Origin of the sequence: Citreimonas salinaria (assembly GCF_900107235.1) — a bacterium.
Taxonomy (GTDB): Bacteria; Pseudomonadota; Alphaproteobacteria; order Rhodobacterales; family Rhodobacteraceae; genus Citreimonas; species Citreimonas salinaria.
In genome coordinates, this window is record NZ_FNPF01000012.1 from 89244 (window position 1) to 103401 (window position 14158).

The 14158-nt window shown below is 69.4% G+C and carries 12 protein-coding genes; 4 read left to right on the forward strand and 8 right to left on the reverse strand.

From position 1 onward, the window contains the following. Positions 1-4 precede the first annotated feature (4 nt). Positions 5-859: a universal stress protein gene (locus BLW27_RS14430; RefSeq protein WP_089884171.1), complete on the forward strand. Its 855-nt coding sequence runs from the start codon at positions 5-7 to the stop codon at positions 857-859. Between the two features lie 221 nt (positions 860-1080). Here the strand turns inward: BLW27_RS14430 and BLW27_RS14435 are convergent, their stop codons facing one another. Then, positions 1081-1677 (reverse strand): methyltransferase domain-containing protein, encoded by a 597-nt coding sequence (locus tag BLW27_RS14435; RefSeq protein ID WP_089884173.1) that lies wholly within the window; start codon positions 1675-1677, stop codon positions 1081-1083. A gap of 404 nt (positions 1678-2081) precedes the next feature. Here BLW27_RS14435 and BLW27_RS14440 point away from each other — a divergent pair, with 404 nt between their 5' ends. Continuing rightward, positions 2082-3416, forward strand: coding sequence for a M23 family metallopeptidase (locus BLW27_RS14440; protein WP_245710890.1), 1335 nt, complete (start codon positions 2082-2084; stop codon positions 3414-3416). 39 nt (positions 3417-3455) lie between these two features. Here the strand turns inward: BLW27_RS14440 and BLW27_RS14445 are convergent, their stop codons facing one another. The 3 genes from BLW27_RS14445 to BLW27_RS21225 all read right to left on the reverse strand — a co-directional run bounded on the left by BLW27_RS14445 (position 3456) and on the right by BLW27_RS21225 (position 6361). Next, positions 3456-4835: an alpha,alpha-trehalose-phosphate synthase (UDP-forming) gene (locus BLW27_RS14445; protein ID WP_089884175.1), complete on the reverse strand. Its 1380-nt coding sequence runs from the start codon at positions 4833-4835 to the stop codon at positions 3456-3458. Continuing rightward, the gene (gene otsB, locus BLW27_RS14450; protein WP_089884177.1) at positions 4832-5584 is read right to left on the reverse strand and encodes a trehalose-phosphatase; all 753 of its coding nucleotides are present in this window, start codon (positions 5582-5584) and stop codon (positions 4832-4834) included. The genes BLW27_RS14445 and otsB overlap by 4 nt, the downstream gene beginning before the upstream one ends. A gap of 399 nt (positions 5585-5983) precedes the next feature. After that, positions 5984-6361 (reverse strand): hypothetical protein, encoded by a 378-nt coding sequence (locus BLW27_RS21225; RefSeq protein WP_177177912.1) that lies wholly within the window; start codon positions 6359-6361, stop codon positions 5984-5986. On the opposite strand from BLW27_RS21225, the gene BLW27_RS14455 reads away from it, so the two are divergent. Continuing rightward, entirely contained in the window at positions 6360-9173 is a 2814-nt protein-coding gene (locus tag BLW27_RS14455; RefSeq protein WP_281242760.1) for an ATP-dependent Clp protease ATP-binding subunit, read from the forward strand. The two genes, BLW27_RS21225 and BLW27_RS14455, sit on opposite strands and share 2 nt — an antisense overlap. A 307-nt stretch (positions 9174-9480) precedes the next feature. Here the strand turns inward: BLW27_RS14455 and BLW27_RS14460 are convergent, their stop codons facing one another. Together BLW27_RS14460 and BLW27_RS14465 are read right to left on the reverse strand one after the other, a co-directional pair. Continuing rightward, complete coding sequence (locus tag BLW27_RS14460) at positions 9481-10065, reverse strand: hypothetical protein (RefSeq protein WP_089884181.1); 585 nt, start codon at positions 10063-10065, stop codon at positions 9481-9483. A 67-nt stretch (positions 10066-10132) separates the two neighbouring features. Then, entirely contained in the window at positions 10133-11443 is a 1311-nt protein-coding gene (locus BLW27_RS14465; RefSeq protein ID WP_089884183.1) for an MFS transporter, read from the reverse strand. Positions 11444-11518: 75 nt separating this feature from the next. On the opposite strand from BLW27_RS14465, the gene BLW27_RS21720 reads away from it, so the two are divergent. Then, positions 11519-11716, forward strand: coding sequence for a helix-turn-helix domain-containing protein (locus BLW27_RS21720; protein WP_245710891.1), 198 nt, complete (start codon positions 11519-11521; stop codon positions 11714-11716). A 143-nt stretch (positions 11717-11859) separates the two neighbouring features. Here the strand turns inward: BLW27_RS21720 and BLW27_RS14475 are convergent, their stop codons facing one another. After that, entirely contained in the window at positions 11860-13020 is a 1161-nt protein-coding gene (locus BLW27_RS14475) for an MFS transporter (RefSeq protein WP_089884185.1), read from the reverse strand. Between the two features lie 55 nt (positions 13021-13075). After that, positions 13076-14128, reverse strand: a complete 1053-nt coding sequence (locus tag BLW27_RS14480) for a permease (RefSeq protein ID WP_177177919.1) — start codon at positions 14126-14128, stop codon at positions 13076-13078. Positions 14129-14158: the final 30 nt, after the last annotated feature.

Sequence of the window (14158 nt, forward strand, 5' to 3'; positions counted from 1 at the left end):
GACCATGACACAGAAGATCATCGCGCTCGTCGACGGCTCGCTCTACTCCGAAAGCGTCTGTGACCACGCTGCTTGGATTTCCGAGCGGACCAAGGCGCCGGTCGAGCTGCTCCACGTGCTTGGCCGCCGCGAGGCGCCGCAGAAGCAGGACCTGTCCGGCTCGATCCGGCTGGGCGCGCGGACGCAGCTGATGGAGGAACTGGCCGAGCTTGACGCGCAGCGCGCCAAGCTCGTCTCCCACCGCGGTCGTGCCATTCTCGAGGATGCCCGCGCCATCGTCGACCGCGACGGGGTGACCGACATCACCACCCGGCTGCGGCATGGCGACCTGGTCGAGGCGATCTCCGAGATCGAGGGAGAGGCCCGCGTCATCGTCATCGGCAAGCGCGGCGAGGCTGCGGATTTCGCCAAGGGGCATCTGGGGTCGAACCTCGAACGGGTCGTGCGCGCGTCGCACCGTCCGATCGTCGTGGCCTCGCGCGCCTTCAAGCCGATCGACAAGGTGCTGGTCGCCTATGACGGCGGCAGCTCGGCGATGAAGGCGGTCGACCACATCTCGCGCAGCACGCTGTTCGAGAAATTGCAGGTCGAGATTGTCACCGTGGGCGCCGACAACGCCGATCACCGCAAGGGTCTGGAGGACGCGAAGGCGCTGCTGAAGGCGGCCGGTCACGACGCAGCCACCCGCATCGTCGAGGGGCGGCCGGACGAGGTGCTGGGCAAGCTGGTCGAGGACGAGGGCTTTGGCATGGTGGTGATGGGGGCCTACGGCCACAGCCGCATCCGCAGCCTCGTCATCGGGTCGACCACGACCGAGATGGTGCGCTCCTGCAAGGTGCCTGTGCTTCTGATGCGCTGAGTGGCGGGTCCGCCTTCGGTTCGGAGGCCGGCGCGCGGCCCGCGCCTGACCGGGGCGGGTTCGCGCGGGAAATCGGCGTGTCCCACGGTGGGACACGCGGGCGCCCACCACAAATCAATGGGTTACAGGGACGGATTCATCTTCCGTTAGGATTTCGCCGTCGCCGTCGCCGTCGCCGTCGCCGTCGCTGGCGTGGTCCGCAGGCCCTTGCGCCGGTCCCGTCAGACCCGTTCGAACACCGCCATCTGGCTGGCGCCGCCAAGATCGGGGTGATGACCTGCGATGTCCCGGCACCGCACCCGGTAGCCCCAGGCGCCGGCCACGCGCGCGCTCCAGCGGCGGAAGCGGGCGCGATCCCATTCGAAGCGGTGGTCGGGATGCCGCATCCGGTGCGCCGGCACGCCGAGCAGCGGGTTGAACTCGGCGTTCGGCGTGGTGATGGCGACGGTGCCCGGGCGCATCTTCCGGAACAGCGCCTCTTCCAGCGTCGACAGGCGGTCGGGGTCGACATGCTCGATCGTCTCGAGCAGCACGGCACAGTCGTAGCCCGCGAGGTCGGGCGTCGGATCAGTCATCGACGCCTCGCGCAGCTCGACATGGGGCACGTGCGGCGGGGTCTTGGCCAGCCGCGCGCGCAGCCGGTCGAGCGAGGGCGCGTGGATGTCGAGGCCCGCCAGCCGCTCGATCCCCGGCTCGGCCGCCAGTTGCACGAACAGGTCGCCGTCGCCGCAGCCGAGGTCCAGGACCCGCTTCGCCTTGCTGTCGCGCACCACCGCGAGCACGGCGGCGAGCCGCTCCTCGTGGTGCCAGGTGGTCATGGCGCGCCCGGGCGCCGCGTCGGGGCGCCGCCCCGCGCCACGCGGCAGGCGCCTGCTTCGAAGGGCGCGAGGCAAATCTCGGCGCCGCGAACCGGGCGGGCGCGCATCGGAGGGGTCACGGCGATCAGCTTGGCCGCCTTTCCATCTGGTTACGGTCAGCTCGACCGTATCGGCCGGAACGGCCGGGAACTCAATCCGTGGCGACCGGCGGATTTCGGTCGGGCGTCGGCAATGGGGCGCCGCAGCGCCCGCCGGTGGTTGCGAGAGATCGGTCGCGCGGCTACCGTCGCGGGCGGCCCCTGGGCGCCACCATCGGGTTCCGGCATGTCCGGAGAAGTGGCGGTTCGGCGCGGGCCGCTTGGACAACGAAAAAGACAAAGACGGGCGGCGGATTGCGCATCAGATTGAGATACTGGACCGGCCTGTTCGTCGTCGTGGTCGTCGGGATCGGCGTGGCACGCTGGCAAGGTGACGACGTGCCGGTGGACGGGGCCGAAGATGGCGCCGCGTCCGTGGCGAGCGGCGTCGATCCGCATGACGCGCCGGGGCCGGTCCTGGATGCCGGGCCGGACATCGCCCCGGATGCAGTCGTCGCCCGGCCGGAAGCCGTCCCCGAAGCAACGCCGGAACCGGATGCGGACGGCGGGCCCGTGACCCGCTGGTCCCGCGTCGTCGGCCCGGGCGAAAGCCTTGCCGCGCTGCTGGCCGAGGCGGGGCTGGACCCGGTCACGCGGCGCCAGGTATCGCAGGCGCTGGGCGAGGAATTCGAGCTTAGGCGCCTGCAGCCGGGCCATGCCCTGGCGCTGGAGCTTGGCGCGGACGGATCGCCGCGCAGGGCCGAGCTGGAGATCGACGACGGCGTGCGCATCCGGGCGCTGTTCGGCGACGCGCCTTCGGTGCGGGTGGTGCCGCCCGACCTGGACTCGGTGCGTCTGGCGGGCGCGGCGGAAATCGGGTCCTCGATCTACGCGGCGCTGGAGACGGCGGGCATTCCCACGCGCTTTGCCACAGACCTGGAACTGGTCCTTGCCGGAACGCTGGACCTGCGCCGCGTGCTGGCGGGCGGCGAGCGCCTGCGCGTCGCGTGGCGCGAGAACCGGCTGGAGGACCGCGCGATCGGCGAGCCGCTGATCGACTTCGCGCAGCTGGATCTCGGCGGCGACCGCTACGAGGTGCTCTGGCCCGGCGCGCGGTCCCTGCGCACCCGGATCTACAAAAACGGCGTGCTGCTGCGGACATTCGACCAGCCGATCGCCGGCGCGCGGCTGAGCTCGGCCTTCGGGCCGCGCAAGCACCCGATCCACAACATCGTGCGGATGCACAGCGGCGTGGATTTCGAGGCGCCGCTGGGCGCGGACGTGCTGGCGACGCAGGCGGGCCGGATCGTCTACATGGGCAAGAAGAGCGGCTACGGCCTGATGGTCGAGATCGACCACGGCGGCGGCGTGCACACCCTCTACGCGCATCTGAGCGAGACGAACGACGCGCTGCGGGACGGGCAGCGCGTGGCCGCCGGCGACGCGGTCGGGCGCGTGGGCTCGACCGGGACGTCGACGGCGCCGCACCTGCATTACGAGATCGTCGTCGACGGGAAGCCCGTGCAGCCGCTGACCGACGAACGGCTGCTTGGCGCCGACGCGTCCGAGACCGCGTCGGCGCTGGCCGAACTCGAGCAGGCGCGGCAGGACGTCCGCCTGCTGGCCCGGGACGCCCCCGGAGCGGCCGGCAACGAAGGCTGACGCCCGCCGCCGCGCGCCGGGCCGCGGCCCGGCACATGCCTAGCCCGGCATGCCGTCGCGCCTTTCGACGCGGTTCAGGCAGTCGAGGAAGCTTGCGCCCCAGTCGAAGATGTCGGTGTCTTGGACGACCTGCAGCAGTGCCTCGTGGCGGGCGCGCCGCTCGTCGAGGGGCATCATGAAGGCCCGTTCGATCGCGTCCGCGACCTCTTCGGCGTCGTGGGGGTTCACGATCAGCGCCTCGGTCATCTGCTCGGCGGCGCCGGCGGATTGCGACAGGATCAGCACGCCGGGATCCTCGGGGTCCTGCGCCGCGACGAATTCCTTCGCCACCAGGTTCATCCCGTCGGCCAGCGGGGTCACCAGCGCGATGTCCGCCTGCCGGTAGAGGGGGGCCAGCGTCTCGCGCGGGACGGCGCGTTCGATCAGGCGGATCGGCGTCCAGTCCAGTTCCGAATACTGGCCGTTGAGACGCCCGACCAGGCTTTCCACCTCGTGCGCGATGGCTTGGTAGGCCGGCACCGTCTCTCGGGACGGGGGCGTGATCTGAAGCAGCGTCGCGCGCGGGGAATCGGGCTTGCGTTTTTCCAGCCACGTGCCGAACCCCCGCACCCGGTTGGGGATGCCCTTCGAGTAGTCCAGCCGGTCGACGCCGAGGATGAGCCGTGCGTCGGCGCGGATATGCGCCGGGTCGTGCGTGAGCGGCTTTTCGGCGAGGGCCTTGAAGGCCTTGCCGTCGATGCCGATCGGAAAGGACCGGACCTGGAAGGCGTCGCCGTCGAACTTCACGCGGCCGTTGAGCATCAGTTCGCCGGAGGGCTGCGTGCGGTAGCTTTCGAGGCACCGCGCCACGTCCGCCTGGGTCTGAAGCCCGACCAGATCGTAGGCCGCCAGCCAGAAGTAGAACTGGTCGCGTTCGGGCAGGGCCTCGATGTCGTGAAGGTTCGGGAAGGGGATGTGCAGGAACAGGCCGACCCGCGCCGTCACGCCCAGCTTGCGCAGCTCCAGGGCGATCGGCAGGAAATGGTAGTCGTGGACCCAGATCGTGTCCTCGGGTTCGACGATCTGCGCCAGCATCCGCGCGACGCGGGCGTTCACGCCGGCGTAGCTGTCGGCGTATTGACGGTCGAGCGCGAGGAGATCGGTGCGGTGGTGGCAAAGCGGCCAGAGGACCGAGTTGGCGTAGCCGAGGTAGAACTCCTCGTGCTCGGCCTCGGTCAGGTCGAAGACGGCCTTGTCGTATCCCTCGCCGCCCTCGATGGGCCGCAGCGTCTCGGACGGCACCTCGACGAATTCGTCGGCCGACCCGATCCAGAGACCGCCGCGCGCCGCCAGCAATTCATGGATCGCGACCACGAGCCCGCCCGAGGGCGGCCCGCCGGTCGGGATGCGGTTGGACAGAACGATCAAGCGGCCCGTCATGAAGTACCCTCCGTTTTCTCGACCCAGTTCCGCAGCAGCGCATGGACGTCCTCGACCCCGCCGAGACGGAACTTCGCGACGGTGTCGCCGTCGCCCACCTTGATCCCGTAGCCGCCGGCGGCACCCGCCGCGTGGAACATGTCCTCGTCCGTGCGGTCGTCTCCGATGGCGATCGGAGTCCGTTCGTGCCAGCCTTCCATCAGGTCCACAACCGCGCGCTTCTTCGACACGGTCTCGGGCATCAGCTCGAGCGCCATCTTCGACGGACGCACCACGAAACCCGGCATGACCTGCGACAGGGCGGCGAGGATGCCGGCACAGGCGTCCTCGTGCTCGGGCGCCTGGCGGTAATGCAGGACGAGCGAGACGGGCTTCTCCTCGAGCAGCACGCCGTCGTGGTGCCGGACCCATGCCCGAAGCATGTCGCGGCTGGCCTTGAAGGCGGTGGTATCGCCTTCGGCCGCGGTCGCGTAGGCTCCGTCCACCCGCGACTCGGCGCCGTGAGAGCCGACGAGGATGCCGGAATAGGTCGGCAGGAAGCCTTCGAGTTGCGCGATGCTGCGGCCGGACACGATGGCGGCACGGCCCTTCGTGCGGTCGTGGATTTCACTCAACACATCCTCGAGCCCCGGGGCGACCTTCACCGCGTCGGGGCGGGGCGCGATGCCGACGAGGGTGCCGTCGAAGTCGAGAAACAGCGCGGTCCGGCCTAGGTCGGGCAGGTCCGACGCGTCCGGGCCGCGGTTCATGTCGTTGTCGGGAATGGTCCTTCTCCTTCAAATGGTCGGCGTGGACGCCCCGGAAGCGCGCCGCGCCTCCGGGCGCTGCGCCTGCGGCATCCGCCTCATCTGCATGAATAAGCCGGCGACCCATCGTGCCGTTCCACGAAAAGCCCCCGCGCGTGCGCAGGCGACGGCCGCGCGCGTCGCGTCGCCGGCCGGGTTCGAAGGTCGTCCCGGCGCGGGCGCGCCGCCGCGAGGCGGAGGGAGCCGTTGCGATGTCCCATGCCCGCCTGCGGTCCTCGCGGAGCGCGGAGTCTCATGGCCCCTGGACCGGCGGGGGCGAGGCGCGGGCCCGGCCGGTCGGCCGGGGGAGGTCCGTCATGCAGCGGGGCGCGCCTGCGCCCGTGCCGTCCCCGGCTGGAAGGCTCAGTCGCGCCACGCCGGTTCTTTCTGCTGCTCGTGATCGCGGAAGGCCTTCTTCAGCGCGCCCAGCACCTCGGCGGCGGTTTCGAACACCGCCTTCAACGGGGTTCGTCCATCGCCCTCGCCGCGACGACTTTCTCGCGCGCGGAACGCAGCGTCAGGAGGGGGCGGCGCGATGACCGACATTGCCGCCCGGGTGCGGCGCCCCGAGGGCGGGGCCGCTTGATCTAGAGCAAGGCGCGCGCGGAAAGCCCGTCGTACATTGAAGCCAACTTTTGACCAGTAAAGGGCAAAAAGTATGGCAAACGGGAAATGCGACATCTGCGAACGCCCCGCCACGGCACGCGTGCGCGCCTCGATCAATGGCGAGGTGCGGGACATGGATCTGTGCGATCAGCACTACCGCGAGATGATGCGCCGCTCGGGGCGCAGCGCCTCGCCGCTGGAATCGCTGTTCGGGCGGCGCTCGCTCTTCGACGACTTCTTCGGCGACAGCGGCCTTGGCAGCCTGTTCGACGACAGCCCGCTTCGCGAGGGCGGGCTTGGCCGTGCAGGCGCCGGAGAAGCTGACGCGGGCGACGCACCGTTCGGCGCCGAATCCCCCCGCCGCGGAACGCGGCGCGGCTCGGGCGGCGCCAGTCTCGGCGACCGGCTGAGCGAACAGGGCAACAAGCTGTTGCAGGAGGCCGCCCAGAAGGCCGGCGAACTTGGCCGCAAGGAGGTGAACACGGAACACCTGCTGATGGCGCTTGCCGGTTCGGACGTGGTGCGCAAGATCCTCGAGCAGTTCAAGCTCGATGCCGACGACCTGCAGCGGCAGGTCGAGGCCGATGCGCCCCGCGGCGACCACCCGACCGAAGGCGAGATCGGCGTCAGCCCGCGGCTCAAGGATGCGCTCAACCGCGCCTTCATAGCCTCGAACGAGCTGGGGCATTCCTATGTCGGCCCGGAACACCTGCTGATCGGCCTGGCCGAGGAAGGCGAGGGACTGGCCGCCTCGATCCTGCGCAAGTATGGTCTGACGCCCCAGGCGCTGCGCCAGCAGGTGACGAAGGTGGTGGGCCGCGGCGCCGAGGAGGGCCGGGTGGACGCGCCTTCGGACACCCCCGATCTCGACGCATTCAGCCGCGACCTGACCAGGCTGGCCCGGGAAGGCAAGCTCGACCCCGTGATCGGCCGCGCCCGCGAGGTGGAGACCACGATCGAGGTGCTCGCGCGGCGCAAGAAGAACAACCCCGTGCTGATCGGCGAGCCCGGCGTCGGCAAGACCGCCATCGTAGAGGGGCTGGCGCAGCGCATCGTTGCGGGCGAGGTGCCGGAAGCCCTGCGTGACAAGCGCCTGGTCGAGCTCAACATCAACTCGATGGTGGCGGGGTCGAAGTACCGCGGCGAGTTCGAGGAACGGGTGCAGAAGATCCTCAAGGAGATCACCGAGCACAAGGACGAGATGGTGCTCTTCATCGACGAGGTGCACACCATCGTCGGCGCGGGCCAGGGCGGTGGCGAAGGCGGGCTCGACATCGCCAACACCTTCAAGCCGGCGCTGGCGCGGGGCGAACTGAACCTGATCGGCGCAACCACGCTGAACGAGTACCAGAAATACATCGAGAAGGACGCCGCGCTCGAACGTCGCTTCCAGCCGGTCTATGTCGACGAGCCGACCCTGGCGCAGGCCATCATGATCCTGCGCGGCCTGCGCGATACGCTCGAGGCGCACCACAAGGTCCAGATCACCGAAGAGGCGATCATGGCGGCGGTCGAGCTTTCCGACCGCTACGTTACGGGCCGCTTCCTGCCGGACAAGGCGATCGACCTGATCGACCAGGCGGCCGCGCGGGTGAAGATTTCCGCCACCGCACGCCCGGTGGACGTGCAGGAACTGGAGGTCGAGGTCCAGCAGATCAAGCGCGAGCAGGATTATGCCGCGGCGCGCAAGCAGTTCGACCGCGCCGCGGAACTGAAGAGGGAGCTGGAAACAAGGCAGCAGGAGCTGGACGAGCTGCTCGAGATCTGGAAGCGCGACCAGGCTTCGGCCACGGCAGAGGTGCGCGCGGATCACGTGGCGCAGATCGTGTCGAAGATCACGGGCGTGCCGGTGACCGAGCTGACGACCGAAGAGAAGGAAAAGCTGCTCAGGCTCGAAGATCGGCTGCACGAGCGCGTCATCGGCCAGGACGAGGCCATCAGCGCTGTGGCCGATGCGGTGCGCCTGGCGCGCGCCGGGCTGCGCGAAGGCGGTGGCCCGACCGCGACCTTCCTCTTCCTCGGCCCGACCGGCGTCGGCAAGACCGAGCTTGCCAAGACGCTCGCCGCGACGATCTTCGGTGAAGAGGACGCGATGGTCCGCATCGACATGTCCGAGTACGGCGAACGTCACGCCGTCGCGCGCCTGGTCGGCGCCCCCCCGGGCTATGTCGGCTATGACGAGGGTGGCCAATTGACCGAGAAGGTCCGCCGCCGGCCCTATTCGGTCGTGCTGCTGGACGAGATCGAGAAGGCCCACCCGGATGTTTACAACATCCTGCTTCAGGTCTTCGACGACGGCCGCCTGACCGACGGCAAGGGGCGCGTGGTGGATTTCAGCAACACCATCATCATCGCCACCTCGAACCTCGGTTCCGACATCATTCAGCGCAATCTCAAGAAGCGCGGGACCAAGGGGTTCGACGAGGCGAAGCAGAAATCCGACATGATGGAGGTGCTCAGGCAGCATTTCCGGCCCGAGTTCATCAACCGGATCGACGAGATCATCGTCTTCCATTCGCTGAACCGGTCGGAGATACGCCTCATCGTCGAGTTGCAACTCGGGCGCGTGAAACAGACCGCGATGGGGCAGGGCGTCGCGCTTGAATTCGACACCAGCGTGATCGACCACTTCGCCGCTGTCGGCTTCCAACCCGAATTCGGGGCGCGCGAACTGCGCCGCCTGATCCGGTCGGAGCTTGAAACCGGGCTGGCACGCGAGATGCTGTCGGGCCGGATCGAGGATGGCGACAGGGTGCGGGTGGCCTGGTCGGCGGACGATCACAAGATCGTCTTCGAGACGCTGGCAAAGGCACAGGCAGGGTCGGAGGCACAGGCAGCGGCCGTGGAATCGGAGGGCAAATCGGACGATGCTTCTGCCGCGAGTGGCAAGACGCCCGGCGCGCCAGCCGCTGACGACCCGGCCGAGAGCGCGGAAGCGTCTGACTGAACCATCACCATGGCCGGCCGCGCGCTTTGCGGCGCGGGGCCGGCCAGCAACGCAGAACAAAGCCAAAGATCAATCGCAACAGCTTTTTGGTAAATCCGATTCCGTTGGTCGACGCCGTGGCCCCGAGGTCATCGAGGAAGAAGCTCGTCCTGCCAAGGCGTCGTCGGGGCGTCGCACACCGCGCGGCAACCGGATCGACAAGAAGTATCTCGCACTGCCGCTCAAGCCTCGCCCATGCATGGTGGCGTGCGCGTGGACGCTGCCTCGGACCAAAGCGGGCCCCGAGGTTGTGGTGTTCAGGTCGGTCTCAATGCGCATGGGGATTCTTCCCCGTCGCCAGCGCGAGGTGATGCGTCTGATGATGCATGCCGACCGTCATCACGCCAATGAACCCGAGCGCCCTGATACGCTCAGGATCGGCGCCGGTCACGACCAGCGCGGCGCCGCCGGGGATACCGGCTGCCTGCATGGTCCAACCCTCGACACCGTCCATCGTCGCTGCGTGGGCCGGGACCATGGCGCGGATCGACCCGGTCACGGCGGCGTCTTCTGACGTCGCTTCGAAGCGGGCGCCGCCTTCGACCTCCTCGACGGCGACGCGGGCCCGGAGCGTCACGTTGTCCATTTCGATCAGGTGCTGACGCACCGCCTCGATGTCGACGCGGCTCCAGTCCGTCGCGGGATCCGCCATCAGTTGCGAGACGATCTCCTGTATCGCGGCGAAGGCGGATTGCCCGCCCTCCACGAGGTCGGCACGACCTGGCTCGGCGCGCGCCCCGTGATCCTGGTGGGACATGCCGGGCATGGTGTGCATCCCGTCGTGCTGGGCGTCCTGCGCCAGCACGAGGCCGGGCGACGCAAGAAGGGCCAAGGGAAACGCAAATCGGATCATGATACCTCCGGTAGAGTGCTGCCGCATTGTCGCACGCATCCGCCGTTCGCGCCAAGCGCGCGGGGCGTCACGCACGGGCGGGCTCGGGCGCCGGGGCCGGGTTGAGTCGCGGGTGCGTTTCCTCGGTCAGCCAGAACAACAGGCCGCCGGAGACGAACATGGAGATCGCGACGAACCAGAAGGCGGCCTCGGCCGCGCCCGTCAGCGTGGCCGCCAGCCCGAGGCCGAGCGCGCCGATCGCGTAGCCGAGGTCGCGCCAGAAGCGGTAGATGCCGATGGCCGAGCCGCGCCAGGCGGGCGGCGTGATGTCGGCGACCGCCGCCGAGAGGTTCGGATAGAGCAGCGCCATGCCGAAGCCCGCCACCCCGGCCGAGACCGACCACCAGAGCGCACCCGTACCCATGACCACCATCGCCACGCCCGCGCCGCAGATCCACATGCCCAGCACGTTGGGCCAGAAGCGGCCGACATGGTCCGACAGCCGCCCCGTAAAGAGCTGCGAGCCGCCCCAGACGAAACCATAGACGCCGACGATCCAGCCGACCTCGGTCAGGCTGGCGCCCCGGCTGACCAGGAAGACGGGGAACAGCGCCCAGACCAGCGCATCGACGAACTTCTCGACCAGCCCCGCCTGGGAGATCGCGAAGAGGCGCCGGTCGCGCCAGCTCATCAGCGCGAAGACCTCGCCCGTGGTGGGATGCTCGGAGACGCCCGGCGGGTAGCGCGGCAGGGTCTTCGGCGGTGCCGCCTTGTGCGCCGCCGTCTCGGCCCTGGCCCAGCGCAGCGTGTCCCTGACCCAGACCACGGTGAGCAACAGCGCCAGCAGGACCACGGCCATGCCGAAGACAAGAAGCCCCGTGCGCGCGCCCAGGGCTTCGGCGGCATAGGCGGTCAGGATGCCCGCGACCGCGACTCCCCCGTAGCCGGAGAACTCGTTGAGCCCCATCGTGAACCCGCGTTCCTCGGCCCGGGTGAGGTCGAGCTTCGCGGTCTGGGTCATCGACCAGCAGAGGCCCTGGTTGACGCCCAGCAGCACGGTCGCCGCCACGATCCAGTTCCAGTCCGGCGCGTACCAGATCATCACCGGGATCGGCAGTGCCACGACCCAGCCCCAGAAGAGCACCCGCTTGCGTCCGATGCGTTCCGACCAGCGCCCGGCGACGAAGTTCATCACCGCCTTCACCGCGCCAAAGGCCACCACGAACGAGGCGAGCAGGAGGAACGAGCCGCGCTCGAGCCCGAACTCGCTTTCGGCCAGCGCCGGGACCACCGTTCGGGTCATCCCGATGGCGAAGCCGACCAGCATCACCTGGATCAGCTGGTGCGAGACCTGTCCCAGGTTCTCGCGGATGCCGTGCTGAAGATTGCTGGCGGTCACTCGGCGGGCTCCTTCGTGCCGGCCCCGGGGCTTGAGGGAAGCGCTGGTCTCGCTCTCATTCAAGTTAACGCTTGAATGACCTCCGTCCGGAGAAGTCCAGCGTCAACCAGCCCGAAGGCCGCACTTATCGAGGAATACGCGCTCGTCGCGCGCGCCCTGTCGGCTCCGGCGCGGCTGTCGTTTCTCGAACAACTGGCGCAACGAGAGCGTGGCGTGGAGGTACTGGCGGAGAAGACCGGTCTGACGATCGCCAACTGCTGGCAGCATCTGTAGCAGCTTCGCCGCGCGGGCCTCGTCACCAGCCGCCGCGACGCCAAGGCGGTGATCTATGGCTGACGGACGCGAAGACGCTTCAGCTGATGGACCTTCTGCGTATCGACGCGGGCCGAAGTCCGCGGACTTGGAAGCCTTTCGGGCTAACCGCGCTTCAGGATCAAGAGCGCGATCATTGCGCCCAGTCCGGTACCTGCCGTCAGCCAGATCGCCGAGACGCCCCAGGCCGTCAGCGCGGCGCCGAAGACGAGTGGCGCCGCTGCCTGAAGGATGCGGGCGGGCGCATTGAGCCAGCCGATCCGCCGCCCGTAGCCTGCCGCGCCGAACAGCGCCAGCGGCAGCGTTCCCTTCGCGATCGTCAGGATCCCGTTGCCTGCTCCGTGCAGCAGGGCGAAGGCGTAGGCGGCGGGGCCCCCGACCGTCACCAGCGCCACGGCCGCGACCGGATGCGCGGCCGCCGCCACGCGGGTCGAGACGAGCGGGTGAAACCGGCGCAGTAGGCCGAATTCCAGCAACCGTGCCACGACCTGCGCCGGGCCGATCAGCGCGCCTGCCGCGATGGCGACGGCCGTGCTGGCCCCGGCGGCCTGGAGCAGCCCCGGCAGGTGCGCGGCCATCGCGGTCGAGTTGAACCAGCTCGCCGCGAAGACGAAGGCGAGCAGCCAGAGCGCGAGGCGCGATGGCGGCGGGCCGTCCTCGGGCACGGTGCCCGGCACGGTGATCGGTTTCGTGCCCCTGGGGAGGCAGGCGTTGAGCGGCAGGGCGAGGAAGAGGTGGATCAGCGCCCAGCAAAGGCACGCCTCGCGCCAGCCCCAGGTCGCCATCATCAGCCCGGAAAGCGGCCAGCCGACCGTGCTGGCGAACCCGGCGATCAGGGTGATGCCGGTGATGGGCCCGCGCGCGTCCTTGCCATAGATTCCCGCAAGCGTGGCGAAACCGGCCTCGTAAAGCCCGATCCCCATGCCGAGCCCGATCACTGCCCAGCCTGCGAACAGGACCCAGGGCGTCGTTGCCGCCGCCAGCAGGCCCAGGCCCGCCGCGAAGACGAGGTTGGACAGCATCAGCACGCCCCGCCCGCCAAACCCGTCGATCCGCGCCCCGGCCCAGGGGCCGACCATGGCCGAGACCACCATCGCCATGGAGAATGCGCCGAAGACCCAGACCGGTGACAGGCCGAGGGCCTCGGCCATGGGACCGGCCAGAACCGCGGGGATGTAGTAGCTGGAGGCCCAGCTGACGGTGAGGGATGAGCCGAGGGCGGCGACGATCAGGCCACGTCTCTCGGGAGGCAGTCTTGGGATCATGACGTGCGTTCGATCGGGAAAGGCGCGGCGAGACGACGGGCTTCACCGCGATCATTCATGCCATGGAAGTCCAGAGCTGGAACAGCAGCCCCGATGCGAAGGCGCCGGTCAGCGACAGGCCGATGTAGACCGCGAAGACCTGTGGCCGCGCCAGCGCCCAGACCGCCATGGCCGCCGGGATCGAGGTGACGCCACCGGCGACAAGGAAGGCCATCCCCGCGCCCGGCGCCATGCCCTGATCGAGCAGACCGCCGACCAGCGGCAGGGCCGCGTAGCCGTTGAGGTAGGCGGGAACCCCGACCAGCGTCGCGGTGAGGATGGGCAGCAGGCCCTCGCCGCCCAGCGTCGCGGTCACGGTCTCGGCCGGGATCCAGGCCAGCATCAGGCTTTCGAGGATGAAGGCGAGCGTCAGCCACTTGGCGAGGAACAGCGTGGTGCTCAGCGCCGTCTTGCCGAACTTCGCCCGCCGGTCGGCATCTGCCCAGAAGCGCCAGACCACGGGCTTCGGCGCGCGGATCTTGGCGCCGCCGCAACCGCCGTTGCCGATCCCGTCGCGCAGCGGATCGGCGAAGGCGCCGCCCTTCATCATCAGGTGCACCACGGTCCCGCCGAACACGCCCAGCCCGATGGCGGCGACCGTCTTGGCCACCGCGAATTCGAGATCGAGCACGCCCGTCGTCAGCACGAACATCGACGGGTCCATGATCGGCGAGGCCAGCCAGAAGGCCATCACCGCCGAGAGCGGCACCCCCATCGCCAGCAGCGCCGCGATCAGCGGGATCACCCCGCAGGAGCAGAAGGGCGAGAGGCCCCCCGCCAGCGCGCCCAGCCCGATCATCAGCAGCGGTGCGCCGGTGAAGGCCTTGGCGATCAGGTTGTCGGCCCCCGTCGCCCCCGCCCAGGCGGCGATGGCGATGGACAGGATCAGGAAGGGCGCGGTCTTGAGCAGCGCGTTGCCCGCGAAAAGCGCGCTTTCCGCGGCCTGGGGCGTGTCGAACACCGCCAGCGCCGCAAGGATCGCGGCGGAGGCGAGCCAGACCCGCTGGTCCCGCCACAGATGGCGCAGCGTCGCCCGGAGGCCCGGTGTCGCAAGGGCTGTGTCGGTCATCACCAAATCCCCGGAATTGCAGTTGTTTCG

What these genes read in the sequence shown, in the direction of transcription:
- BLW27_RS14430 (WP_089884171.1), top strand. Translation starts at nt 5, where the DNA reads ATGACACAGAAGATCATCGCGCTCGTCGACGGCTCGCTCTACTCCGAA.
- BLW27_RS14435 (WP_089884173.1), bottom strand. Translation starts at nt 1,677, where the DNA reads ATGACCACCTGGCACCACGAGGAGCGGCTCGCCGCCGTGCTCGCGGTG.
- BLW27_RS14445 (WP_089884175.1), bottom strand. Translation starts at nt 4,835, where the DNA reads ATGACGGGCCGCTTGATCGTTCTGTCCAACCGCATCCCGACCGGCGGG.
- otsB (WP_089884177.1), bottom strand. Translation starts at nt 5,584, where the DNA reads ATGAACCGCGGCCCGGACGCGTCGGACCTGCCCGACCTAGGCCGGACC.
- BLW27_RS14455 (WP_281242760.1), top strand. Translation starts at nt 6,360, where the DNA reads ATGGATCTGTGCGATCAGCACTACCGCGAGATGATGCGCCGCTCGGGG.
- BLW27_RS21225 (WP_177177912.1), bottom strand. Translation starts at nt 6,361, where the DNA reads ATGTCCCGCACCTCGCCATTGATCGAGGCGCGCACGCGTGCCGTGGCG.
- BLW27_RS14460 (WP_089884181.1), bottom strand. Translation starts at nt 10,065, where the DNA reads ATGATCCGATTTGCGTTTCCCTTGGCCCTTCTTGCGTCGCCCGGCCTC.
- BLW27_RS21720 (WP_245710891.1), top strand. Translation starts at nt 11,519, where the DNA reads ATGACCTCCGTCCGGAGAAGTCCAGCGTCAACCAGCCCGAAGGCCGCA.
- BLW27_RS14475 (WP_089884185.1), bottom strand. Translation starts at nt 13,020, where the DNA reads ATGATCCCAAGACTGCCTCCCGAGAGACGTGGCCTGATCGTCGCCGCC.
- BLW27_RS14480 (WP_177177919.1), bottom strand. Translation starts at nt 14,128, where the DNA reads ATGACCGACACAGCCCTTGCGACACCGGGCCTCCGGGCGACGCTGCGC.